The 23156-nt window shown below is 60.5% G+C and carries 22 protein-coding genes, 4 tRNA genes and 2 pseudogenes; 20 read left to right on the top strand and 8 right to left on the bottom strand.

Annotation, left to right across the window (positions count from 1 at the left end):
- The first annotated feature begins 79 nt into the window (after positions 1 to 79).
- The 10 genes and pseudogenes from BI292_RS02155 (at position 80) to BI292_RS02110 (ending at position 8392) form a co-directional block, all read left to right on the top strand.
- Positions 80 to 1105, top strand: coding sequence for an NAD(P)H-dependent glycerol-3-phosphate dehydrogenase (locus BI292_RS02155; RefSeq protein ID WP_092279172.1), 1026 nt, complete (start codon positions 80 to 82; stop codon positions 1103 to 1105).
- A 31-nt stretch (positions 1106 to 1136) separates the two neighbouring features.
- A complete protein-coding gene (locus tag BI292_RS02150; protein WP_092279174.1) occupies positions 1137 to 1484 on the top strand; it encodes a DUF4389 domain-containing protein in 348 nt (115 codons plus the stop codon).
- Positions 1481 to 1933, top strand: coding sequence for a phosphohistidine phosphatase SixA (gene sixA / locus BI292_RS02145; protein ID WP_092279176.1), 453 nt, complete (start codon positions 1481 to 1483; stop codon positions 1931 to 1933). Before BI292_RS02150 ends, sixA begins: the two co-directional genes overlap by 4 nt.
- Before the next feature lie 204 nt (positions 1934 to 2137).
- Positions 2138 to 3805 carry an AMP-binding protein gene (locus tag BI292_RS02140; protein ID WP_101206836.1) on the top strand — a complete coding sequence of 556 codons (1668 nt, stop codon included), beginning with the start codon at positions 2138 to 2140 and terminating at the stop codon, positions 3803 to 3805.
- A 38-nt stretch (positions 3806 to 3843) separates the two neighbouring features.
- On the top strand, positions 3844 to 4287 hold the full coding sequence (locus BI292_RS02135) for a hotdog fold thioesterase (RefSeq protein WP_101206835.1): 444 nt from the start codon (positions 3844 to 3846) through the stop codon (positions 4285 to 4287).
- A gap of 313 nt (positions 4288 to 4600) precedes the next feature.
- A complete protein-coding gene (locus tag BI292_RS02130) occupies positions 4601 to 5407 on the top strand; it encodes an alpha/beta fold hydrolase (RefSeq protein WP_092279182.1) in 807 nt (268 codons plus the stop codon).
- Entirely contained in the window at positions 5404 to 6258 is an 855-nt protein-coding gene (locus BI292_RS02125; protein WP_092279184.1) for an alpha/beta hydrolase, read from the top strand. The genes BI292_RS02130 and BI292_RS02125 overlap by 4 nt, the downstream gene beginning before the upstream one ends.
- Before the next feature lie 50 nt (positions 6259 to 6308).
- Positions 6309 to 6431: pseudogene (locus BI292_RS29080) on the top strand (glutathione S-transferase); the annotation flags it as partial.
- Between the two features lie 17 nt (positions 6432 to 6448).
- Positions 6449 to 7255, top strand: coding sequence for a DUF4892 domain-containing protein (locus BI292_RS02115; RefSeq protein ID WP_101206856.1), 807 nt, complete (start codon positions 6449 to 6451; stop codon positions 7253 to 7255).
- Between the two features lie 84 nt (positions 7256 to 7339).
- A complete protein-coding gene (locus BI292_RS02110) occupies positions 7340 to 8392 on the top strand; it encodes an AI-2E family transporter (protein WP_092279188.1) in 1053 nt (350 codons plus the stop codon).
- 158 nt (positions 8393 to 8550) lie between these two features.
- Here BI292_RS02110 and BI292_RS02105 read toward each other — a convergent pair whose 3' ends face one another.
- Together BI292_RS02105 and BI292_RS02100 are read right to left on the bottom strand one after the other, a co-directional pair.
- Positions 8551 to 9561, bottom strand: a complete 1011-nt coding sequence (locus tag BI292_RS02105) for a HAMP domain-containing sensor histidine kinase (RefSeq protein ID WP_101206834.1) — start codon at positions 9559 to 9561, stop codon at positions 8551 to 8553.
- Entirely contained in the window at positions 9561 to 10319 is a 759-nt protein-coding gene (locus BI292_RS02100) for a response regulator (protein ID WP_092279192.1), read from the bottom strand. Before BI292_RS02100 ends, BI292_RS02105 begins: the two co-directional genes overlap by 1 nt.
- Positions 10320 to 10611: 292 nt before the next feature.
- On the opposite strand from BI292_RS02100, the gene pyrF reads away from it, so the two are divergent.
- Entirely contained in the window at positions 10612 to 11310 is a 699-nt protein-coding gene (gene pyrF, locus BI292_RS02095; RefSeq protein ID WP_167370440.1) for an orotidine-5'-phosphate decarboxylase, read from the top strand.
- Positions 11311 to 11442: 132 nt separating this feature from the next.
- On the opposite strand, the gene BI292_RS02090 is transcribed toward pyrF, so the two are convergent.
- Positions 11443 to 12447, bottom strand: a complete 1005-nt coding sequence (locus BI292_RS02090) for an NADP-dependent oxidoreductase (protein ID WP_092279196.1) — start codon at positions 12445 to 12447, stop codon at positions 11443 to 11445.
- Positions 12448 to 12683: 236 nt separating this feature from the next.
- On the opposite strand from BI292_RS02090, the gene BI292_RS02085 reads away from it, so the two are divergent.
- The 4 genes and pseudogenes from BI292_RS02085 to BI292_RS29400 all read left to right on the top strand — a co-directional run bounded on the left by BI292_RS02085 (position 12684) and on the right by BI292_RS29400 (position 17160).
- Entirely contained in the window at positions 12684 to 13445 is a 762-nt protein-coding gene (locus BI292_RS02085; protein WP_092279198.1) for an SDR family oxidoreductase, read from the top strand.
- A gap of 244 nt (positions 13446 to 13689) precedes the next feature.
- The gene (locus tag BI292_RS02080) at positions 13690 to 15084 is read left to right on the top strand and encodes a PLP-dependent aminotransferase family protein (RefSeq protein WP_101206833.1); all 1395 of its coding nucleotides are present in this window, start codon (positions 13690 to 13692) and stop codon (positions 15082 to 15084) included.
- Between the two features lie 108 nt (positions 15085 to 15192).
- Positions 15193 to 16299, top strand: a pseudogene (locus BI292_RS29405) (HAMP domain-containing protein); the annotation flags it as partial.
- Positions 16279 to 17160 carry a methyl-accepting chemotaxis protein gene (locus tag BI292_RS29400; protein WP_371918701.1) on the top strand — a complete coding sequence of 294 codons (882 nt, stop codon included), beginning with the start codon at positions 16279 to 16281 and terminating at the stop codon, positions 17158 to 17160. The pseudogene BI292_RS29405 and the gene BI292_RS29400, both read left to right, overlap by 21 nt.
- 483 nt (positions 17161 to 17643) lie before the next feature.
- Here BI292_RS29400 and BI292_RS02070 read toward each other — a convergent pair whose 3' ends face one another.
- The gene (locus BI292_RS02070; RefSeq protein WP_178076517.1) at positions 17644 to 18402 is read right to left on the bottom strand and encodes a hypothetical protein; all 759 of its coding nucleotides are present in this window, start codon (positions 18400 to 18402) and stop codon (positions 17644 to 17646) included.
- A 390-nt stretch (positions 18403 to 18792) separates the two neighbouring features.
- Here BI292_RS02070 and BI292_RS02065 point away from each other — a divergent pair.
- The 4 genes from BI292_RS02065 to BI292_RS02050 all read left to right on the top strand — a co-directional run bounded on the left by BI292_RS02065 (position 18793) and on the right by BI292_RS02050 (position 19207).
- Positions 18793 to 18868, top strand: a tRNA-Glu gene (locus tag BI292_RS02065).
- A 3-nt stretch (positions 18869 to 18871) separates the two neighbouring features.
- Positions 18872 to 18947: transfer RNA gene (locus BI292_RS02060), tRNA-Gly, on the top strand.
- Positions 18948 to 19052: 105 nt separating this feature from the next.
- Positions 19053 to 19128: transfer RNA gene (locus BI292_RS02055), tRNA-Glu, on the top strand.
- Between the two features lie 3 nt (positions 19129 to 19131).
- Positions 19132 to 19207: transfer RNA gene (locus tag BI292_RS02050), tRNA-Gly, on the top strand.
- Between the two features lie 133 nt (positions 19208 to 19340).
- Here the strand turns inward: BI292_RS02050 and BI292_RS02045 are convergent.
- From BI292_RS02045 to BI292_RS02035, 3 genes are all read right to left on the bottom strand, one after another.
- Positions 19341 to 19979 carry a LysE family translocator gene (locus BI292_RS02045; protein WP_101206831.1) on the bottom strand — a complete coding sequence of 213 codons (639 nt, stop codon included), beginning with the start codon at positions 19977 to 19979 and terminating at the stop codon, positions 19341 to 19343.
- A 1-nt stretch (position 19980) separates the two neighbouring features.
- The gene (locus tag BI292_RS02040) at positions 19981 to 20751 is read right to left on the bottom strand and encodes a 2OG-Fe(II) oxygenase (protein WP_101206830.1); all 771 of its coding nucleotides are present in this window, start codon (positions 20749 to 20751) and stop codon (positions 19981 to 19983) included.
- A 104-nt stretch (positions 20752 to 20855) separates the two neighbouring features.
- Complete coding sequence (locus tag BI292_RS02035) at positions 20856 to 21482, bottom strand: hypothetical protein (RefSeq protein ID WP_101206829.1); 627 nt, start codon at positions 21480 to 21482, stop codon at positions 20856 to 20858.
- A 90-nt stretch (positions 21483 to 21572) separates the two neighbouring features.
- Between BI292_RS02035 and BI292_RS02030 the strand changes: the two genes are divergently transcribed.
- A complete protein-coding gene (locus BI292_RS02030) occupies positions 21573 to 22571 on the top strand; it encodes a LysR family transcriptional regulator (protein WP_101206828.1) in 999 nt (332 codons plus the stop codon).
- Between the two features lie 147 nt (positions 22572 to 22718).
- Here BI292_RS02030 and BI292_RS02025 read toward each other — a convergent pair whose 3' ends face one another.
- Positions 22719 to 23126 carry a PA2817 family protein gene (locus tag BI292_RS02025; RefSeq protein ID WP_101206827.1) on the bottom strand — a complete coding sequence of 136 codons (408 nt, stop codon included), beginning with the start codon at positions 23124 to 23126 and terminating at the stop codon, positions 22719 to 22721.
- Positions 23127 to 23156: the final 30 nt, after the last annotated feature.

Here is a 23156-nt window from a genome sequence, read left to right as displayed (position 1 = left end):
ATTGTCGCAGGGGCTGGCCGCCACTGGGCCGCTCCGTATAATGCCGGCATCGCCACTGGTATGGATTAACGGATTGCATATGACTGAACAGCGCCCGATTGCGGTCCTGGGAGGCGGAAGTTTTGGTACCGCCGTGGCTAATTTACTGGCCGAGAATGGCCATCAGGTTTTGCAGTGGATGCGTGATCCCGAGCAAGCCGAGGCCATTCGGGTCAATCGCGAGAACCCGCGTTACCTTAAAGGCATCAAGATTCTGCCCGGCGTCGAAGCTGTCACCGACTTGCAAGCTACTTTGCAGGCGTGTGATTTGTGCTTCGTCGCGCTGCCATCCAGCGCGTTGCGCGCCGTGTTGGTGCCGCACGCCGAACGCTTGAGCGGCAAATTGCTGGTGAGCCTGACCAAAGGCATCGAAGCCCAGACCTTCAAATTGATGAGCGAGATCCTCGAAGAGATCGCGCCGCAAGCACGCATCGGCGTGTTGTCGGGGCCGAACCTGGCCCGTGAAATCGCCGAGCACGCGTTGACCGCCACGGTGGTCGCCAGCGAAGACGAAGAGTTGTGCCAGCGCGTTCAGGAAGCGTTGCACGGGCGCACTTTTCGCGTGTACGCCAGCGCCGATCGTTTCGGCGTGGAGCTGGGCGGCGCGCTGAAAAACGTTTACGCGATCATCGCCGGCATGGCGGTGGCGCTGGGCATGGGCGAAAACACCAAGAGCATGCTGATCACCCGCGCACTGGCGGAAATGACCCGTTTCGCGGTGAACCAGGGCGCCAACCCGATGACCTTCCTGGGTCTGGCCGGCGTCGGCGATTTGATCGTCACCTGCTCATCGCCGAAAAGCCGCAACTATCAAGTCGGCTTTGCTCTCGGCCAAGGCTTGAGCCTGGAAGATGCAGTGACGCGCCTCGGCGAAGTGGCCGAAGGGGTCAACACGCTGAAAGTGCTCAAAGCCAAATCGCAGGAAGCGGGGGTCTACATGCCGCTGGTCGCCGGGCTGCACGCCATCCTGTTCGAAGGTCGCACGCTTGATCAGGTGATCGGTCTATTGATGCGGGGCGAGCCGAAAACCGACGTCGACTTCATTTCCACCAGCGGTTTCAACTGAACACGTTTTGCCAATGGAGCAGGGACGAGATATGAACGATCCGAAAACCGAAGCCAAGTACGAATCCATCCTCCTGCGGGTGTTGTGGATGATCGTCTACTTGCTGGTCTGGCAAGTGGCGCAATTTATCCTCGGCGCCGTGGTGCTGGTGCAACTGATCTACCGTTTGATCTACAGCGCGCCGAGCGGCAGCCTGATGAATTTTGGCGACAGCCTCAGCCAGTTCCTCGCGCAGATCGGTCGTTTCGGCACCTTCCACACTGATCAGAAACCCTGGCCGTTCGCCGATTGGCCAACCCCGCGCGCACCCGAAGGTGAAGCGCCGCACGCGGTCGCGCCTGCGCCACATCCGGCGCGTGATGAGGAGCCGAAGCTATGAAAATCTGGGTATTGCGCCACGGTGAAGCCGAGCCACACGGCTCGCGTCCGGACTCCGAGCGCGCCTTGACCGATCACGGTCGCGAAGAAGTGCTGCGTACCGCCGCCGAGTTGATCGGCCATCCGATCAGCGCCATTTATGCCAGCCCTTATTTGCGCGCGCAGCAGACCGCCGAGCTGGTGCGCGATGCCTTGGGTTTCCTGCCGGAGATTCGCACCGTCGAATGGCTGACCCCGGACAACCGCCCGCAAGCGGTGGCCGAACAGTTGGTGTCGGTGGATAACGCCTTGCTGGTCAGCCATAACCCGCTGGTCGGCAACTTGCTCGGGTTCCTCCAGCACGGCCACGTGCAAGACCCGGAAGCGGTGAAAACCGCAGGCCTGGCTGAACTCGAAGGCGACCTGCCATTGGCCGGCGCGATGAAACTCAAAGCGCTGAAACACCCCTGATCCGCTTTGGCTCTCGTAGGAGCGAGGCTTGCCCGCGAAAGCGGCGTCCCAGGCAATAAATCTGCCGAAGGATGCGCCCTCATCGCGAGCAAGCTCGCTCGCACCATGTCGCAGGTCATCGCAAAAATTTGTATCAAATAAGCAACCAAGCACTTGCTTGGTTGACTACGCTTGCTCCAGACCAAAAAAACAGGAGCGAGTCGCATGTCTGCTGCTTTCCGTTTGCCGCTGGACGTGTTCTACGAGCGTGAAGCCCGTCATCCCGAGCAGCGATTTCTGGTTCAGCCCAGCGGCGGCGGTCGCGTCGAAACCCTGACCTGGGCCGACGTCGGCCATCAGGCTCGCTGCGCCGCGCACTGGTTGCGCGCGCGGGAATTGCCGCCAGGCAGCCACATTGCCCTGATCTCGAAAAACTGTGCGCACTGGATCGTCGCCGACCTGGCGATCTGGATGGCCGGCCATGTGTCGGTGCCGCTGTACCCCAACCTCACCGCCGAATCCGTGGCTCAGGTGCTGGAGCATTCCGAAGCAGCGCTGGCCTTTATCGGCAAACTCGATGACTGGCCCGGCATGTCGCGCGGCGTCAGTGCTGATTTGCCGACCATCAGCCTGCCACTGCATCCGCCCGGCACATTCAGTTTCAGTTGGGACGACCTGCAAAACAGCTCGCCGATCCAGGACAATCCGACGCCGGCCGCCGATCAATTGGCGACGATCATCTACACCTCGGGCACCACCGGCCTGCCCAAAGGCGTGATGCACACCTTCGGCAATCTCGGTTTCGCCACTACGCGCGGCACGCAACTGTTCGGGCTTAACGAGTCGGATCGGCTGCTGTCGTACTTGCCGCTGTGCCATGTGGCCGAGCGCATGTTCGTCGAACTGGCGTCGATCTATACCGGGCAAACCGTGTTCTTCGCCGAGAGCCTCGAGACTTTCCTCACCGATTTGCAGCGCGCGCGACCGACCGCGTTGTTCGGCGTGCCGCGCATCTGGACCAAATTCCAGATGGGCGTGTACAGCAAGATCCCGGCGAAACGCCTGGATTGGCTCCTCGGCCTGCCGTTCATTGGCAAGCGAGTCGGGCACAAAGTGCTCGCCGGGCTCGGCCTCGACGCGTTGCGCATTGCCTTGTCGGGGGCCGCGCCGGTGCCACAAACCCTGCTGCTGTGGTACCGCAAATTGGGGCTCGACGTGCTCGAGGTGTATGGCATGACCGAAAGTTGCGGTTACTCGCACATCGGGCGGCCCGGCGACAACAAACCGGGCTGGATCGGCCGGCCATGTCCGGACGTCGAAGTGCGAATTGCCGAGACCGGCGAGGTGATGGTGCGCAGCGGTGCGACCATGCTCGGCTATTTCAAGGAACCGCAGAAAACCGCCGACACCATCACTGTCGACGGCTTTCTGCGCACCGGCGACAAAGGTGAGCAGGACGCTCAGGGCAACTTGCGCCTGACCGGGCGCCTGAAGGAAATCTTCAAGACCAGCAAAGGCAAATACGTCGCCCCGGCGCCGATCGAGAATCGGCTGGCGGTGCATTCGCGGATTGAACAAGTGTGCGTTGTCGGCGATGGCTTGAGTGCGCCGTTGGGTTTGTGCGTGCTCTCGGCCGTCGGCCAGCAGGACGCGACGGGCGCCGCGCGAGCGGGGTTGCAAAGCAGCCTGGAAAAACTCCTCGAAGAGGTCAACGGCGCGCTCGACAAACATGAGCGCTTGCGCCGATTGGTGGTGGTCAAGGACAGCTGGGCGGTGGAAAACGGCTTCCTCACGCCGACGCTGAAGATCAAGCGCAACGTCATCGAGGCCGCGTATGGCGCGCGTTTCGAAGAATGGAGCGAGCGAAACGAGCCAGTGCTGTGGCAGGATTGAGCGACCATCAATACCTATACCTGTAAAAGGAACCTGCGATGAGTCTCTGGCGTACTGCTCCCAACATTGAACAACTGAACACATTCCAGAAAAACACCATCGGCGAAGTGCTGGATATCCGCTTCGACGCCTTCGACGACGAATCCCTGACCGCCAGCATGGTCGTCGACCATCGCACCCATCAGCCGTTCGGCCTGCTGCACGGCGGCGCCTCGGTGGTGCTGGCCGAAACCGTCGGGTCGATGGCCAGTTACCTGTGCATCGATGCCAGCAAATTCTATTGCGTGGGCCTTGAAGTCAACGCCAACCATCTGCGCGGTTTGCGCAGCGGCCGGGTGACAGCGGTGGCCAAAGCCATTCACATCGGCCGCACCACGCACGTCTGGGACATCCGCTTGAGCAGCGACGAAGGCAAAGCCAGTTGCGTGTCGCGCCTGACCATGGCGGTTGTGCCGTTGGGCGAGAATCCTCCGGCGCGTTGAGGTTGAGTTTCTTCAGATGAAACCATCCCTCACCCCAACCCTCTCCCCAGAGGGGAGAGGGGGCCGACCGAGTTGTTTAGTCGAAGTACATCGACCTGAAAGTCCGAGTCGAACGCAGGTTCTGAAAAGTCCTCGATCGGCTCCCTTTCCCCCTCTCCCCCTTGGGGAGAGGGCTGGGGTGAGGGGTGGATTTAACTGACACCCCCCATAGCCATGGCCAGACTGTCATCATTCCTGTCAGTTACAGTCATTGCCGCCGCTCATGCTGTTGCGGACAATCACCCTCACGTTTCTCGCCCATGGATTGACCGGTATGCCGCAGCAGATCTTTTTCGCCCACGCCAATGGCTTCCCGTCGGGGACCTACGGCAAGTTGTTCGCGGCGTTGGCGCCGGAGTACCAGGTGACGCATCTGGAGCAGCACGCCCACGACCCGCGTTTCCCGGCGGACGACAACTGGCACAACCTCGTGGACGAGTTGATCCATCACCTCAACCAACAGCCTGAGCCGGTCTGGGGCGTCGGTCATTCCTTCGGTGGCGTCTTGCATTTGCATGCCGCGCTGCGGTGCCCCGAACTGTATCGCGGCGTGGTCATGCTCGATTCGCCGGTGCTGACCCGCGCCGATCAGTGGGTGATCCGTGCGGCCAAGCGGTTTGGCTTCATCGATAAGTTGACCCCCGCCGGGCGTACTTTGGGCCGTCGCGAAGAATTCGCGGACATCGAAAGCGCGCGCAGCTACTTCGCCGGCAAAACCCTGTTTCGCGGCTTCGACCCGGAATGTTTCGACGCCTACCTGCAGCACGGTTTGCACAAGGTCGGCGACAAGCTGCGACTGCGCTTCGACCCGGCCACCGAAATCAGCATTTACCGTGGCGTGCCGCACACCAGCCCCGGCCGCGCCCGGCAATTGAAAGTGCCATTGGCGGTGGTGCGCGGGCACAAAAGCCGCGTGGTCATGCGCCATCACGCCAGCTCCGTCGGGCGCATGCCGTTCGGCGAATCCCTGAGCATGCCCGGCGGCCACATGTTTCCCCTCGAACGCCCGCAAGACACCGCTACGCTGCTGAAAAACCTGTTCAGCCGCTGGGAAGGCCGCCGCCAGCAGGATTGCGCATGAGCAGCGTCGTCGAAGAAGTCCGCCTGAGCCTGCCGCACATCGAATTGGCCGCGCACCTGTTCGGCCCCGAAGACGGTTTGCCGGTGATCGCCCTGCATGGCTGGCTGGACAACGCCAACAGCTTTGCGCGGTTGGCGCCCAAGCTCACCGGTTTGCGGATTATCGCGCTGGACATGGCCGGTCACGGTCATTCCGGACACCGTCCGACTGGCGCTGGCTACGCAATGTGGGATTACGCGCACGACGTGCTGCAAGTCGCCGAGCAATTGGGGCTGAAGCGTTTTGCGTTGATCGGCCATTCAATGGGCGCGATTGCTGCGTTGATCATTGCCGGCTCGATGCCGGAGCGCGTCACGCATCTGGCGTTGATCGATGGCGTGATTCCTCCTACAGACAAAGGCGAAAATGCGGCCGAGCGCATGGGCATGGCCTTGCAAGCGCAACTCGACCTGCGGGAGAAACGCAAACCGGTCTACAACACCCTCGACCGCGCCATCGAAGCGCGGATGAAAGGCTTGGTGGCGGTGAGTCGCGAGGCTGCGGAGTTGTTGGCGCAACGCGGTTTGATGCCGGTGCCGGGCGGCTACACGTGGCGCACCGACAGCCGTCTGACGTTGCCATCGCCGCTGCGGCTGACAGAAGAACAGGCAATGGCCTTCGTAGCGCGTATCACTTGTCCTACGCAATTAGTGGTCGCGGCTGACGGCATGCTCGCCAAACACCCGGAGTTGCTGGAGCGTCTACCCTTTGCCCGGGAACAGCTGCCGGGCGGCCATCATTTGCACCTGAATGACGAGCTCGGTGCCGGCCTTGTCGCAGACTGTTTCAATCGGTTCTTCGCCGTTCCTTGACTTGCGCCGGGCAACTGTCGAGGCTGGGCGGGTTGAAATGGGAGACAACCATGATAGATCTCTACACCGCTGCGACCCGGGAAGGCCACAAGGTCTCTATCGTGTTCGAGAAACTCCGCTTGTCCTGCACGATGCAGGCACTGAGTTTCGACCAAAAGGAACAGGGCGTGCCAATCCGATGAGCAGCCCCATGCGTACACTCAGTCTGCTGGCCCTCAGTTGTTTCAGTCCGTTGCTGTTGGCGGCTGACATTGCGGGCAGCCAGGACTTGCCGATCGTGCCGCGCCTGGCCGACGCGCAAATCGTCGACTATCGCGCGCCGGTCGAGCTTGAGCGGATCTATCCGCTGGGCTCGATCCGCAAGATCAGCGGCCAATTGCGTTTCGACGGCCAAGTCAGCGCCCGTGGCCAGACCACCTCGGTGACCTACGAACTTCCCGCCGAGCATTCCTCCACCGAAGCCTTCACCGTAGCGCGCGAAGCCTTGCAAAAGCAGGGCGCCGAGTTGCTGTTCTGGTGCCAGGCCCGCGATTGCGGCGAGAGCAGCCTGTGGGCCAATGAAGTCTTCGGCAATTCCAAACTGTACGGCGCCGACGAACAGCAGGCGTACTTGCTGCTGCGGCTGGCGGCGCCCAACGATGACTCGCTGGTGGCGCTTTACAGCATCACTCGTGGCAATCGCAAAGCCTATCTGCACGTCGAGCAATTTGCCGCCGCCGCACCGCTGGGCGATCTGCTGCCGACCTCCGCGACCCTGCTGCGCCAGCTCAAAAGCACCGGCAAGCTGGATTTCCCCAAACTCGACGCTGAACCTGACGCCACCTGGCTGCGTCTGATTTCCCGTGGTTTGAACCTCGACACGACCCTGCGGGTCAGTGTTTCCGGGGCCAATGCCGAAGCCTGGCGTCAATCGCTGATCAGCCAAGGGGTGCGCGCCGCCCGCATGGAGACTGGCAACGTCGAAGGCTCTGGCCTGCACTTCGAACTGTTGCGGTAAGCTGCACCCGGCGAGCGCGCCCGTCGCGTTCGCCTACTCTTTGTTTTAGTGACCTTTGCTCTACTGACTTTTCTCGAGACTTGGATGATCAATAACGATCGGCTGTTGGTGCAGATTCTGCTCCTGGTGCTGTTTGGCGCGAGCCTCTGGGTGATGGCACCGTTCTGGTCGGCATTGTTCTGGGGCGCGGTGCTGGCGTTTGCCAGTTGGCCGCTGATGCGTTTGCTGACCCGTTGGCTGAATGGCCGCGAATCGCTGGCGGCGGCTGTGCTGACCCTCGGCTGGATGTTGCTGGTGGCGGTGCCGCTGGTTTGGCTGGGGTTCAATCTGGCTGATCACGTGCGCGACGCCACGGCGTTCATCAAGGATGTGCAGGTCGACGGCCTGCCGGAAGCGCCGACCTGGCTTGGCAGCATTCCGCTGATTGGCGAACGGCTGGTGGGTTTGTGGAACAGCATCGACGAGCAGGGCGCGGCGCTGATGGTCACGGCCAAACCTTATCTGGGGCAGGTCGGCAACTGGTTGCTCGCGCGCAGTGCGCAGATCGGTGGAGGAATCCTCGAGCTGACCTTGAGCATCGTCTTCGTGTTCTTCTTCTACCGCGACGGCCCGCGTCTGGCCGCGTTTGTTCATGGTTTGCTCGAGCGGCTGATCGGTGACCGCGCCGGTTATTACATCGAACTGGTCGCCGGCACCGTGCAGCGCGTGGTCAACGGCGTGATCGGCACCGCGGCGGCGCAAGCGGTGCTGGCGTTGATCGGTTTCCTGATTGCTGGCGTTCCGGGCGCGCTGGTGCTGGGGATCGTCACGTTCATGTTGAGCCTGATTCCGATGGGTCCGCCGCTGATCTGGATTCCGGCGACAGCTTGGCTGGCGTGGAAAGGTGAGTATGGAATGGCGGTGTTCCTCGGCATCTGGGGCACGTTCATCATCAGCGGCGTCGACAACGTGCTGAAGCCGTACCTGATCAGCCGTGGCGGGAATCTGCCGCTGGTGATCGTATTGCTCGGGGTGTTTGGCGGGCTGATCGCGTTCGGGTTTATCGGCCTGTTTATCGGCCCGACGTTGTTGGCGGTGGCGTACAGCTTGCTGACGGACTGGAGCAAGAGCCATGCGCGGATAGAAGATCGGCGCTGAATTGTGGCGGGCTTGCGGCCACCCTAAAAACCCTGTGGGAGCGAGCTTGCTCGCGATGAGGGCGTATCAGCCGACATCAATGTTGACTGATACACCGCCATCGCGAGCAAGCTCGCTCCCACAGTTGATTTGTATTTCAGCGCGAGTATTGCCGGAATTCAATTGCGCGGCAGGTTGATCACGGCGGTCAGGCCGCCGCCCGGCGTCTCTTCCAGGCTGAGCTGCCCGCCGAGGCGTTCCGCCGCTTCCCGGGCAATAGTCATGCCCAGTCCCACCCCGCCGGAATTACGGTTGCGCGAACCTTCCAGGCGAAAGAACGGTTCGAACACCGCTTCGCGTTTATCCGCAGCAATCCCCGGACCGTGGTCGATCACCCGGATCACCAGATGTTCGCGGCTGTCCTCCAGCGTTATCAGCGCCTGCCCGGCATAGCGCAGCGCGTTGTCCATCAGGTTATTGATGCACGAACGCAGCGCCATCGGCTGCACTTGCAGCGGCACGCAATGCCCGCTGGCCTGCACATCGGCGCCCTGATCCTGGGCGTTTTCACTGAGCGATTCGACCAGCGCCTGCACGTCCATCCACTGCCGGGCTTCGCTTGTGCGTTGCTCGTGCAAATAGGTCAGGGTCGCGTCGAGCATGCCGATCATGTCGTCCAGGTCCTGACGCATCTGGCCTTGCAGTTTGCTGTCGTCGATTTGTTCCAGCCGCAGTTTCAGCCGCGACAACGGCGTGCGCAAGTCGTGGGACACCGCGCCGAGCATCCGCGAACGCTGCTGCACTTGTTCGATGATTCGCCGCTGCATCTTGTTGAAGGTGTGGGCCGCCTGCCGCGCCTCCCGTGGACCGGACTCGTCGAGCGGCGGGCTGTCGAGGTTCTCGCTCAAGCGCTCGGCGGCATCGCTGAGGCGCTGGATCGGCCGACTGAGCAGTTTGGCGCCGTACCACGCGGCGATGATCAGCGAGACAAACTGAAAGGTCAGCGGCACCAGCGGTCCGCCAAACCACGGGCGTGGCGGCCGCTGCTGGTCAGAGAAACCCGGCGGTGGCGGCGGGGGCGGCGGGCCGTAATGGTGAAACCAGAAAAACGCCAACAGGTGCGCGAGGATAATCGCGATCAGCAACATACCAAACAGGCGGCCGAACAGCGTATCGAAGCGCGCCCGCATCAGCCGATGTCTCGAGCGTCGAACAGGTAACCCTCACCGCGAACGGTTTTGATCAGCTGCGGATTTTTCGGGTCATCACCGAGTTTCTGCCGCAGGCGCGACACCAGCAGATCGATGCTGCGATCAAACGCTTCAATCGAACGACCGCGCGCGGCATCGAGCAATTGTTCGCGGCTGAGCACGCGCCGGGGACGTTCGATAAATACCCACAGCAGGCGGAATTCGGCGTTGGACAGCGGCACCACCAAACCATCAGCGGCGATCAACTGGCGCAGCACACTGTTCAGGCGCCAATTGTCGAAGCGAATATTCGCACGCTGCTCGGTGCGATCGTCGCGCACCCGCCGCAGAATCGTTTGAATCCGCGCGACCAACTCACGCGGCTCGAACGGCTTGGCCATGTAATCGTCGGCGCCCAGCTCCAGGCCGATGATCCGGTCGGTGGGTTCACAACGCGCGGTGAGCATCAGGATCGGAATATCCGATTCGGCGCGCAACCAGCGGCACAACGACAAACCGTCTTCGCCGGGCAGCATCAGGTCGAGCACCACCACATCGAAATGTTCCGCTTGCAGCGCCTGGCGCATGGCCGCGCCGTCGGTGACGCCGCTGGCGTGGATATTGAAGCGCGCCAGGTAGTCGATCATCAGTTCGCGGATCGGAATGTCATCGTCAACGATCAAGGCGCGAATGCTCCAACGCTTGTCGTCGCCGGGCGTCTTTTGATCGTCGTTCACAGGTGCAGGGGTGTTGTGCATGCGTGTGTTCATCTGCCAGAGAGGCTGCCAACCACAAAGTGGGCTGCGAGGTTGTGGCTTCAGCATAGGCGTCCGGCCCGGAGGCGGGAAGTGCTGTAAGGACATGTTGCGGTGGACGAGGGTAGCGCCGGCAGTTGTTGCCGGCGTGTCGTGAGTGTATCGGCCTCGACACAATTGGCGCAGCGGCTAGGCTTGGCAGAGTCTGCGGGACGAATTACCGATCATCGGGTCCCGCAGCGGCGCTGGTTCCGCTACAATGCGCGCCGATTTCGTCCTGCCTGAGAGCCCGCACATGTCCGTCTGCCAGACTCCTATCATCGTCGCCCTGGATTTCCCCACTCGTGACGCCGCACTGAAGCTGGCCGACCAGTTGGACCCGAAACTGTGCCGGGTCAAAGTCGGCAAGGAACTGTTCACCAGTTGCGCCGCAGAAATCGTCGGCACCTTGCGCGACAAGGGTTTCGAAGTGTTCCTCGACCTCAAGTTCCACGACATCCCGAACACCACCGCCATGGCGGTGAAAGCGGCGGCGGAAATGGGCGTGTGGATGGTCAACGTGCATTGCTCCGGCGGCCTGCGCATGATGGCCGCGTGCCGCGAAGTGCTCGACCAGCGCACCGGCCCCAAGCCGCTGTTGATTGGCGTGACCGTGCTGACCAGCATGGAACGTGAAGATCTGGCGGGGATTGGTCTGGACATCGAGCCGCAGGAGCAAGTCTTGCGCCTCGCCGCGTTGGCGGAAAAAGCCGGGATGGACGGTCTGGTGTGTTCTGCACTGGAAGCGCAGGCGTTGAAATCGGCGCATCCGTCGCTGCAATTGGTGACGCCGGGGATTCGTCCGGCGGGCAGCGCGCAGGATGACCAGCGACGCATTTTGACCCCGCGTCAGGCGCTGGATGCTGGCTCGGATTACCTGGTGATTGGTCGCCCGATCAGCCAGGCAGCGGATCCGGCGAAAGCGTTGGCCGATGTCGTCGCCGAAATCGCCTGAACACCGCTAAACCTGTAGGAGTGAGCCTGCTCGCGATTGCGCAGTATCAGCCGACATGAATGTTGACTGATACACCGCTATCGCGAGCAGGCTCACTCCTACATTGGTTTAAGTGGTGTATTAAAAAATCCGTTAAACCTTCAACACCAACTTGCCGAAATTCTCGCCGCTGAACAATTTCATCAGCGTCTCCGGGAATGTCTCCAGTCCCTCGACAATATCTTCGCGACTCTGCAATTGCCCCTTGGCCATCCAGCCGGCCATTTCCTGCCCGGCGGCGGCGAATTGCGCGGCGTAGTCCATCACCACAAAACCTTCCATGCGCGCGCGATTGACCAGCAGCGACAGGTAGTTGGCCGGGCCCTTGACTGCTTCCTTGTTGTTGTACTGGCTGATCGCGCCGCAAATCACCACCCGCGCTTTCAGCGCCAGACGACTCAACACGGCGTCGAGAATGTCGCCGCCGACGTTATCGAAATACACGTTCACGCCTTTCGGGCATTCGCGCTTGAGCCCGGCGTGGACGTCTTCGTTCTTGTAATCGATGACGCCGTCGAACCCCAACTCATCGATGAGGAACTTGCACTTGTCTGCGCCGCCGGCGATGCCGATCACCCGACAGCCTTTGATTTTGGCGATCTGCCCGGCAATGCTGCCCACCGCACCTGCCGCGCCGGACAGCACCACGGTGTCGCCGGCCTTCGGTGCGCCGACGTCGAGCAGCGCAAAGTAAGCGGTCATGCCAGTCATGCCCAGCGCCGACAGATAGCGCGGCAGCGGTGCCAGTTTCGGGTCGACCTTGTAGAAGCCGCGCGGCTCGCCGAGGTAATAATCCTGCACGCCGAGGGCGCCGTTGACGTAATCACCGACGGCAAACCCCGGATTGTTCGACGCGACGACTTTTCCTACGCCCAACGCGCGCATTACCTCGCCGATACCGACCGGCGGGATGTAGGACTTGCCCTCGTTCATCCAGCCACGCATGGCCGGGTCCAGCGACAGGTATTCGTTCTTGACCAGGATCTGACCCGCCGCCGGCTCGCCGACCGGTACTTCTTGATAGGTGAAGGTTTCGCGGGTCGCCGCGCCGACCGGGCGTTTGGCGAGCAGGAATTGGCGATTGGTCTGGGTAGTCATGACGGGCACTCAAGCTGAATGAAGCTTTGTTGATAGCCGTTCGTGGCCCATGTCGCAAGGTTGGCTGACGCGGCGAATGCACTCCGATCCAGTGCAGTGATAGTTGCGCGGGCGCTTTTATCACTGCAACGCATGGCCGCTCAACCGGGCTTCTGATAGTGCTGCCGCGCGATGCGTCGCTGTGGCTAGACTGCGAAACACGCGATCCCCCCGCACCTTCTTTCGAGGACATAACAATGAGCATGACGTTTTCCGGCCAGGTCGTCGTAGTCACCGGCGCTGCCAACGGCATCGGCCGCGCCACCGCCCAGGCCTTTGCTGCCGAGGGCTTGAAAGTGGTGGTCGCCGATTTCGACACGGCGGGGGGCGAGGGTACGGTGGCGCTGATTCGTACAGCGGGCGGCGAAGCGTCCTTCGTGCGCTGCGACGTAACGGTGGAGAGCGAGGTAAAAAATCTGATGGACGAGGTGATCAATACCTACGGCCGTCTCGACTATGCCTTCAACAACGCCGGGATCGAGATCGAAAAAGGCAAACTGGCTGACGGCACGCTCGACGAGTTCGACGCGATCATGGGCGTCAACGTCAAAGGCGTGTGGTTGTGCATGAAGTATCAATTGCCGCTGTTGCTGGCGCAGGGCGGTGGCGCGATCGTCAACACCGCGTCGGTGGCCGGCCTCGGCGCGGCGCCGAAAATGAGCATCTACGCGGCCTCCAAGCATGCGGTGATCGGCCTGACCAAATCGGCGGCGATTGAATACGCGAAGAAGAAAATCCGTGTCAACGCGGTGTGCCCGGCGGTTATCGACACCGACATGTTCCGCCGCGCCTACGAGGCCGATCCGAAGAAAGGCGAGTTCGCCAACGCGATGCACCCGGTCGGGCGAATCGGCAAAGTCGAAGAAATCGCCAGCGCAGTTTTGTACCTGTGCAGCGACGGCGCAGCGTTCACCACCGGGCATTCGCTGGCAGTGGACGGCGGCGTTACTGCGTTTTAACTTTGCCAGCCCGATCCCCTTGTAGGAGTGAGCCTGCTCGCGAAATCGGTGTATCAGTCGGTATCAGTAGTGACTGAAACACCGCAATCGCGAGCAGGCTCACTCCTACATGGGATTGTGGTCGGCAGTGAGCAATGTGTTTCAAATAGTTAGAACCGCTGTTTTTGACGGCGTTGTCGCACAGCCCTGTCCGCACTCCTGTGATTAACTGCGCGCAGCAAAACGGACAGGAGTTTGCGTGCTCATGGAATTGAGAATTGACCGACAGGCAATGGTGCCGGTCGTACAGCAAATCGTCGACGGATTGGCGAGCTGGATCGCTCAAAGCGAAGTCCCGCCCGAGACTCGCTTGCCCTCCGTGCGACAGATCGCGCGGCTCAATCTGCTCAGTCAATCGAGTGTCGTCGAAGCGTGTGAACGGCTGGTGGTGCAGGGCGTTCTGGCCTCGCGTCCGGGTTGTGGCTTCCAGGTCGCAACGTCGCTGGCGGTGGCCCCGGAGACCTTGGACCTGCCGCGATTCGAAGGCATGCACAGCCTTTGCAGCGCCAGCCTGTCGGGCGAGTTGCTGCTGGGCTGCGGCGGATTGCCCGAGAGTTGGCGCGAGACTGATGACCTCAGCTACGCGATCCGCGAGGTCACGCGAACCGACATGGCCGGCCTGTTCAATTACAGTACGCCGCTGGGATTGCTGCCATTGCGCCAGCAGATTCTCCAGCGCCTGAAACCGCTGAATATCGTCGCCACTGAATCGTCTGTCCTGACCACCGCCGGGGCCAGCCAGGCACTCGACCTGATCGTGCGCACGTTGCTCAAACCCGGCGATTGTGTGGTGGTGGAAAGTCCGGGTTTTTCGCATTTGTTCGATTTGCTCAGGCTGCACGGCGTGCGCATGCTTGCAGTGCCGCGCACGCCGACTGGCCCGGATACCCGAGTGCTCGAGCGTTTATGCCGCGAGCACAGCCCGCGCGCGATGTTCATCAATAGCTTCCACCACAACCCGACGGGCAGTTGCCTGACAGCCGTGGTCGCGCAAAAAATTCTGCAGTTGAGCAGGGCGCACGGTGTGCTGGTGATCGAGGACGATGTCTACGCGGACATGCACCACGCGCCCGGCACACGTCTCGCGGCGCTGGATGACCAAGCGCGAGTGATTTACGTCGGCAGCTTCTCGAAAACCCTGAGCAGTTCGTTGCGCGTGGGTTTTGTGCTGGCGGGGGCAGGGCTGATTGCGCAGCTGGCCGAGGTCAAGATGGTCAGCAGCATGGGCGGCTCACGGTTTTGCGAGTCGGTGCTGGCCAATCTGTTGAGCACTGGCGCCTATCGCAAGTTGGTTCAGCGCCAGCGTCAGCGCTTGAGCATGGACCGTGCCGCCGCGCTGCAATTGCTCGAAGATGCTGAGTGGGAAGTGTTCGGCAAGCCGGTCGGTGGCCTGTTCATCTGGGCGCGATCGACCCGATGCGACTACGCTCAGCTGCGCACACTGGCGCGGCGATTTGGTGTGCTGTTGTCGTCCGCGACGGCGTTCAGCCCGGGCGGCGAGGCCGGCTCGTGGCAGCGGATCAACGTGGCGTATGCCTGTGATCCAAGGGCGCGGAGGTTTTTCCAGGCCAGCGCTGGGGATCGACCTAAAACGTTCTGAAAACGACGCGGGCGTAGCTTTTTGCCATTATTCCGACGCCAGAGACTTGTGCTGGCACAGGCCCGTTGCGAATCTCCATCTACAGACTATGGCAGGGGACTACGCGCAATGATTTCGGCCGTGCAAGGACGTTTTGCCAACCTCGGTATGGCGAAAAAACTGGGCATCGGGTTTGTCCTGGTGCTGTTGTTGACCGCCGTGGTGGCAGCCATTGGCGTATGGTCCCTGCAAACCATCAGTCAGCGTTTCGATGGGCTCAAGCAGATGTCTTCGCTCAACAGCGAGTTGCTCAAAGTGCGTTTGCTGGAACAGGACTACGCGCTGCACAACAACCCGAAAACTGCGGACGCGTTGCGTCAGGGCGTCGATGAGTTGGTTGCTCTGGCCAACCAATTGAAAGCGCAATCGGCGGCCAATGTGCCGGTCATGAACGATGTCGAGCAGTCGCTTGGCGCCTATCGCAAGGCGTTCGACGAGTTCGTCTCGTTGACCCAGGCCAAGGACCTCGCTCTGGAAATGGCCAGTTGGTCGGTGTCGAGCGTGGCCAATAACCTCGACGTGTTGCAGGCCGGGCTGGCTGATGATGGCGCTTATACCTTGAAGGAATCCGAGGGCAAGGACGGCGCGCAGTTCATCGAGCAGGCCAGTCAGGTCAGCCAGGTTTCGCAGTTGATGTTGCAAGCGATGAACGAGGCCCGAGTGCGCCTCGACCTGAGCCGCAAGGGCGATGACGACAGCGCCGGCAAAGGCAAGATCGAACAGGCCGATCAGGCGTTGGCGCAAGCCGAACAACTGAAAACGTCGGTCAAGGATGAGGGTTATCAAACGGTGCTCAACGAAGTGGCCGGGCATATCGCCGGTTTCAGCGAGAAACTGGCCGAGTACACCGGGCTGCTGGCTCAGGAAAACACCGTCTACGAACAATTGCATCAGCGCGCCGCTCAGGTGGTAGCGCGGGTCGATCAGGCGTATGTCGCCGAAGATGCGGCGATGCAGGCTGAATTGAAGAAAAACTCATTGTTGATCATTGCTTCTTCGGCGCTGGCGCTGTTGGTCGGGTTGATCGCGGCGTGGGTGATTACCCGGTTGATCGTCGCGCCGTTGCGCAGCGTTATTCGCGTCGCGCAGCAGATTGCGGCGGGGGATTTGAGTGCGACGGTGGAGGTGACCCGGCGTGATGAGATCGGCCAATTGATGCTGGCGATGCAGCAGATGGGCGCGGGGCTGAGCAGTATTGTCAGTGGGTTGCAGGCGGGGATCGAGCAATTGGCCAGTTCGGCGCAATCGCTGTCGGCGGTGACTGAGCAGACCAACCTGGAGGTCAGCAGCCAGAAGGAAGAAACCGAGCAGGTGGCGACGGCGATGAATCAGATGACCGCCACGGTGCATGACGTGGCGCGCAATGCCGAAGAGGCCGCGACCGCCGCGCAGACCGCCGATGACAAGGTTGAGAGCGGGCAGCAGGTGGTGCGCCAGAGTATGGCGCGGATCGAGCAGTTGGCGGATTCGGCGACGTCGGCGAGTTCGAGTATCGAGAGTTTGAGTGCCGAGATTCAGAATATCGGCACGGTGTTGGGGGTGATCAAGAGTGTTGCCGAGCAGACTAACCTGTTGGCGCTGAATGCGGCGATTGAGGCGGCGCGGGCGGGCGAGCAGGGCCGGGGTTTTGCGGTGGTGGCGGATGAGGTGCGGGCGTTGGCCAAGCGTACTCAGCAGTCGACCGAGGAGATTGAGCGGTTGGTTTCGGCGTTGCGTTCGGCGGCGCAGTCGTCGGTGCAGCAGATTCGCAGCAGTGGTGAGTTGGTGAAGTTGGCGGTGAGTGATGCGTTGCAGACGGAGAGTGCGTTGGGGAGTATTGCGGCGGCGGTGTCGTTGATTCAGCAGATGAATCAGCAGATTGCGGCGGCGGCAGAGCAGCAGAGTTCGGTGGCCGAGGAGATTAATCGGAGTGTGACGAGTATTCGGGCGAGTGCGGATCATTCTTCGCTGGCAATGCGCGGGAATGCGGCTTCGAGTATTGAGTTGGCGCAGTTGGGGGTGGAGTTGAAGGGAATGGTTGGGCATTTTCGGCTTTGATTATTTGGTCTCGCGGCCTCCGGGCCAACCCATCTCCCCAAATTCACCCGATCCCCTGTGGGAGCGAGCTTGCTCGCGATGAAGCCCTCCCAGCCAACCACTCTCCCCAGAATGTACCCAACCCAACTGTAGGAGCGAGCCTGCTCGCGAAGACGTCCTTAAACTCAACCATCCCCTCCCGAATGTACTCATCCCCACATAGTCAAGGCAGGCGTCGTAGGGTAATGGATCGGTGTGCGGCGGATTGGGCGTTACTTTGAACATCTTTGCTTTCCTGTTTTGGGGCAGCAACCGTTCAGTCGTAGGTAAAGGCACAAGGTTTTGTAGCCTTCAGGACGTTTCTGCGCGTGTCGTTAAACGGATCTTCTTAAACGTGTTTATACCGATTCGCCTGCACCTGTGACAGGCATCGGCAGGCGCCGAAACGCAAAACGCCCGGTGCAATGCACCGGGCGTCAAGGTGTTACAGCAAGCCAGCGACGATCAGTCGTAAATCGCTTTTTTCTTCCAGTCCGCATCAGCCTCAACGTCTTTCAGGCCTGAGGTCAGTTGATTGACTTCGTCTTCGGCCGGGGCGTTTTGGTCCATGACTTGGGCGTTGACGCGGGCCAGGAGTTTTTCCAGGTATTCGAGTTGTTCGGCGTAGATCTGCGGTTCCTGCTGTTTGCGCAGGTATTGCACGCCGCGTTCGAAGGCGAGGCGGGCCTGGCCGGGTTGGCCTTGTTGCAGGGAGTGCTGGCCGAGGTTGTTGAAGAATTCGATGTGCAGCAACACGAGGATGTGGCGGACTTCGCGGATCCAGCGCTTGGCTTCGTTGGTCGGCAGGAAGCCGTCTTGCGCGGCGCGGGTGATTTGGCCGTGCAGGGCTTCGAGCAGGAAGCGCACGTCTTTGGCTTTGGCTTCGGTCTGGATCGGTGCCGGCGGGTTGTTCACCGGGAGCGATTCGCCTTGGGCGACCAGAGCGTTGAGTTCGATGATGCGGGCCTTGAGCGCGGCGTTGTTTTTTTCCAGGTTTTGCAGACGCTGGCAGACGTTCAGCTCCAGACGGGTCAACAGCAGCTTGAGCGCAGGGTTCATCAACTGACCGGGGAAGGTCTCGGTGATTTCGCCGCAGCGACGCATACGGTCGTTGAGTTCAACCTTGGTACGGGCCTTTTCCAGCTTATTGTTTTCCACCACATGGTTCATGTAGCCAATGGCGATCAATAGTGCGATCCCGGCTACAACTAGCAGGGTGATCATGAGTGGTGTCACCGGTAAGACCTCTTTATTGGGTTCGCGTGCGAGTGTAGTGGCTTGGCGTGGGGGCGCATAGCGCCGCTCGACCAGTTGGAGCAGCCGGACTCTACTGTTTATCGGCCGTCATCGCGCTTATATAAGCAGCGGCGTGCACGTTGCACATGGCCATCATTGTTGCAGGCGGACTATAACGCCTTGATCGGCGCCAGAATATAGGCGCCAAACACCGAGCGACGGAAAACCCGGATTCGCTGCTCAAAGCAGGGCGAAGTCATTGATTTAAATAAATTTATATCAAGGGGTTGACGACCCCTCAATCCATCCATAGAATGCGCGCCACTTACAGCGTAAAGCACACAGCGAAACGCGGTAGGGAGTGAATGTTGTACGTGTGTCCCCTTCGTCTAGTGGCCTAGGACACCGCCCTTTCACGGCGGTAACAGGGGTTCGAGTCCCCTAGGGGACGCCATATGCGGGAATAGCTCAGTTGGTAGAGCACGACCTTGCCAAGGTCGGGGTCGCGAGTTCGAGTCTCGTTTCCCGCTCCAATTTTAAACAGCGTTGCTTTCGGGCAGCGCTGAGTGAAACCAGAACCGACATCTTCGGATGCGGATTTGGGCACTGAAATACACACCATGTGTTTCAGTTAGCGTGTCCCCTTCGTCTAGTGGCCTAGGACACCGCCCTTTCACGGCGGTAACAGGGGTTCGAGTCCCCTAGGGGACGCCATTTGCGGGAATAGCTCAGTTGGTAGAGCACGACCTTGCCAAGGTCGGGGTCGCGAGTTCGAGTCTCGTTTCCCGCTCCATATTCAACAAAAACGCCGCTCACTGAGCGGCGTTTTTGTGTGCGCTCGATTTATCCCTAGCCTGCAAAAAAAAGGCCCGCCAGTCTGACTGGGCGGGCCTTTTGCGTGGTGCATGTCTCGTCGTGAATAAGCCTTACATCGACAAAATCAGGCGCCCGGCGAACAGGATCAGAATCACCCCCATGCTGCGTTCGAACCAATGCCCCATGCGCATGAACAGCAGGCGCACCCGGTTACTGGAAAAAAACAGCGCCACAATCACGAACCACAGCGCGTTGACAAAACACATCCACACGCCGTACAGCGCTTGAATGTTCAGCGGCGTCGTGGCGCTGATGATGGTGGTGAAGATCGCCAGAAAGAACAGCGTGGCTTTCGGGTTGGTCGCGTTGGTCAGGAAACCCGTGGTAAACGCTTTCAACAGCGTCTGCTCGACCACTGGTTCGTCCGTGACTTTTTCCCCTTCAAGCACGGTTTTCGGCTTACTGCGCAACAGGCTGACGCCGAGGTAAAGAATGTAGGCGCCGCCCACGACCTTGGCCACGGTCAACAGCCACGGCGTGGTGTGCATCAGCGCGCCAACGCCGAGCAGGGTGTAAAGCACGTGCACGGAAATCCCCGCGCCGATGCCCAGCGCAGTGCAGATGCCTACCAGCCGGCCGAAACGTACGCTCTGGCGGATGGTGACGGCAAAGTCCGGTCCGGGGGCGACGACGGCCAGAAAGTGAATGGTCGCCAGTGCCAGAAACTCGCCCAGGTAATTCGAAAACATCTCAACTCCAGAAAGTAAGGGGTGAAGCGTTGCCGCGATAACCGACAAAAAAGGACACGCTCAAACGCGGATCTGCCACGCCCGGAGTCACCGAGTGCATGCAGCGCGAGTTGAACATGATGAAATCGCCCGGATCGGGGCGTACCTCCAGGGTCGGAGGGCCAAGCAGTGCCGGGTCGATGCCGTAGCTGTCGCCACGCATTTCATCGAACTGGTCGGGGGTGATGGGGTGGTCCCACATCTGCAACGCGCCGCCCTCGGTCGGCATGTTCAGGTAGACGTTGCAGGCGAACTGCGCGTCGAGGCTGCGCGCCTGAAAACTGTCCGGGGCGTCCTTGGCGAAGATGTCGTGATGGGCGAGAAAACACACGCCGGGCTTCACCACTCGCGACAGGCCGACGTACATTTTGCGCCCGTAGAGGTTTTCCAGATGCGCGCCCGCCGGCCAGGTCTCGTCGAGCATGCAGCGCAGCGTGTCGACGGGGGAGGCGTAGGGCGCGCAGCGGTTGCGCAGTTCTTCAATGTTGCTGGCGGCGCGGGCGAAATAGTCTTCGATCAGCAGCGGCTGGTTTTCCGCTTCATAAAACGCCATGCCGATGCGACCGATGCTCGGTGCGTTGATGTAGCCCTCGAAACCAGGCGCAAGAATCTTGTCGCCAATCTGCACCGCCAGCGGCTGGGGCAAAAAGCCTTTGACGCGAACGGCCAGCACTTCTTCGTTGGCGAGTTTTTTTATGCACGTCTCATCGAGACGCTCGACGTCAAGCATCATGTTTTTAGGTCCATCTATCGAATAGTCAACGGAGCTCGCGAATGCGCGCCCCTCCGGCGCCGGGCGATGACATTGGCGCCATCGCGCAAAGCTCAGTCCGCGCGTCAGTCCACGTGGTAATGGACGGACAACGTGCCCTTTTTCTGTGCAAGGGAGTCGATCGTTACCGTGCCCAAATCCTTCAGGCTCCGTACATGCGTGCCGCCACAACCGTAGGCCGGCAGGTCGCCGAAACTGATTTCCCGAGCGCCTTCGCGCAGTGACGTCAGGCGCGGCAGGTCGGCGGCAATCCACTGTTCGATGCCGCGTTGAACCGTTTCCACATCGAGTTCTTCAGCCGATTCGGCCGGTTTGAATTGCACGCGGCTTTCACCCGGCCAGTGGTGCGCCTTGATCGGCATCCAGCCGCGCGCCTGAATGAAATGCCCAATCAGGTGACCGGCCGAGTGCAGGCGGGCGTTGAGTTGGCGGCGTTGTTCGTCGACGCGGATCTGGATCATCCCGAGTTGTACCGGGTGGTCGACGTAATGGACGATCCGCTCGGGATCCTGAGCCACGCGCAGCACCTGGCTTTCACCGATCCAGCCAATGTCCGACGGCTGCCCGCCGCCCTGTGGGTGAAACAGTGTGGCGCGTAAAACCACCGCGAATTCATTCTCGTGGGGCGTGCAGTCGAGGACTTCCACATTGGCCTTGAGGTCATCACTATGGAAAAAGAGGCGAAGCGTCATATTCCATGCCCTTATTAAAGATTCTGTTTTTATTATATGAAGCGTGGAATTGCGTGATAATCCGTTCAAACATCAAAGGACTGTTGCGCTGTGAGCATAAATCTACCGCTGCCGTTGTTGGGTGAAATGGCGATTTTCGTCAAAGTTGTCGAGACCGGCAGCTTCTCCGAAGCCTCTCGCCAATTAGGCTCGTCGCCATCGGCGGTCAGCCGCAGTATTTCGCGTCTGGAGAAAGCCTTGAACACGCGCTTGCTGCAGCGCACCACGCGTAAATTGCGCTTGAGTGATGGCGGCGAAGAAGTGTTCAAACGTTGCCAGGAAATGGTCAGCGCGGCGAAGTCAGTGATGGAAATCAGCGGCCAGTTCAACCACGAGGCGGAAGGTCTGGTGCGGGTCAGCGTGCCGAAAGCGGTGGGCCGTTTTGTGATTCACCCGCATATGCCGGAATTTCTGCGGCGTTATCCCAAAGTCGATGTGGAGTTGTTGCTGGAAGATCGGCAGGTGGATTTGATCGATGACAATGTTGATCTGGCGATCCGCATCACCGATCGCCCGCCCGCCGGATTGGTTGGGCGGCAATTGCTGACCATCGACCATTTGCTTTGCGCCACGCCGCAATACCTCGCCGAACACGGCACGCCGACCCATCCTCACGACTTGCTCAATCACAGCTGCATCTACCTGGGCGAAACCCCGAGCGATGCTCGCTGGAAATTCAAGAAGGGCGGTAAAGCGGTAACCGTCGGAGTGCGTGGACGCTATGCGGCCAACCACACTGGCGTGCGGCTCGGCGCGGTGTTGCAGCACATTGGCATTGGCAGCTTGCCGTATTTCACCGCGCGTTATGCGCTGGAGCAGGGATTGATTGTGCAGGTGCTGCCGGACTGGACGTTCCTCGCGTCCTACCATGGCGGCGCCTGGTTGCTGCATTCGCCGACGCGTTATCTGCCGCCCAAGCTTCGGGTGCTGATTGATTATCTGGTGGAGTGTCTGGAGAAAGAGCCGACGCTGAGCAAGCCGGGGAAGCCGAGTGCCTTGGGCAAGGTTGCGGCTGAGTATGAGTTGCCGGAGAGTGACGGATTGCTTTGACTGACGCCTTCGCGGGCAAGCCTCGCTCCTACAGGGATCGCGCATAACCTGTAGGAGCGAGGCTTGCCCGCGAAGGCGCCCTCATTAACGCCACAAAAAAAGGCCCGCATGTTCACCATGCGGGCCTTTTGCATTGCTGATCCGGGATCAGTGCTTGCTGTCGTCGTTCGACATCGCCAGCAGCTGTTTTTCCTGATTCCAGTCAAACGGTTCGTCGTTCTGCTCAGCTTCGAAACGACGTTCTTCCAGAGCCTGATACAGATTGATTTCATCGTCAGGCATGTAATGCAGGCAGTCGCCGGCGAAGTACCACAGCAGGTCGCGCGGTACCAGGTGGGCGATTTGCGGATAACGGGTGATTACCTGGCAGAGAATGTCCTGACCCAGGTATTGGCTTTCGATCGGATCGACCGGCAGCAATGCACGCAATTCGTCGAAGCGCTCCAGAAACAAGGCATGGCTTTCTTCGGGAACCTGTTCGGCCTCACCTACGGCGACCAGGATGCTGCGCAAGTGGTCAAGCAAGACGAGATGGTCGGCAACGACATTGGACACGAGATAAGTCCTCAAGAGCAAAACGGGCGC

Source organism: Pseudomonas sp. 43NM1, from assembly GCF_002836905.1.
Classification (GTDB): domain Bacteria; phylum Pseudomonadota; class Gammaproteobacteria; order Pseudomonadales; family Pseudomonadaceae; genus Aquipseudomonas; species Aquipseudomonas prosekii.
Note: the sequence above shows the minus strand (reverse complement) of the source record. Positions and strands in the feature narration are given on the sequence as shown.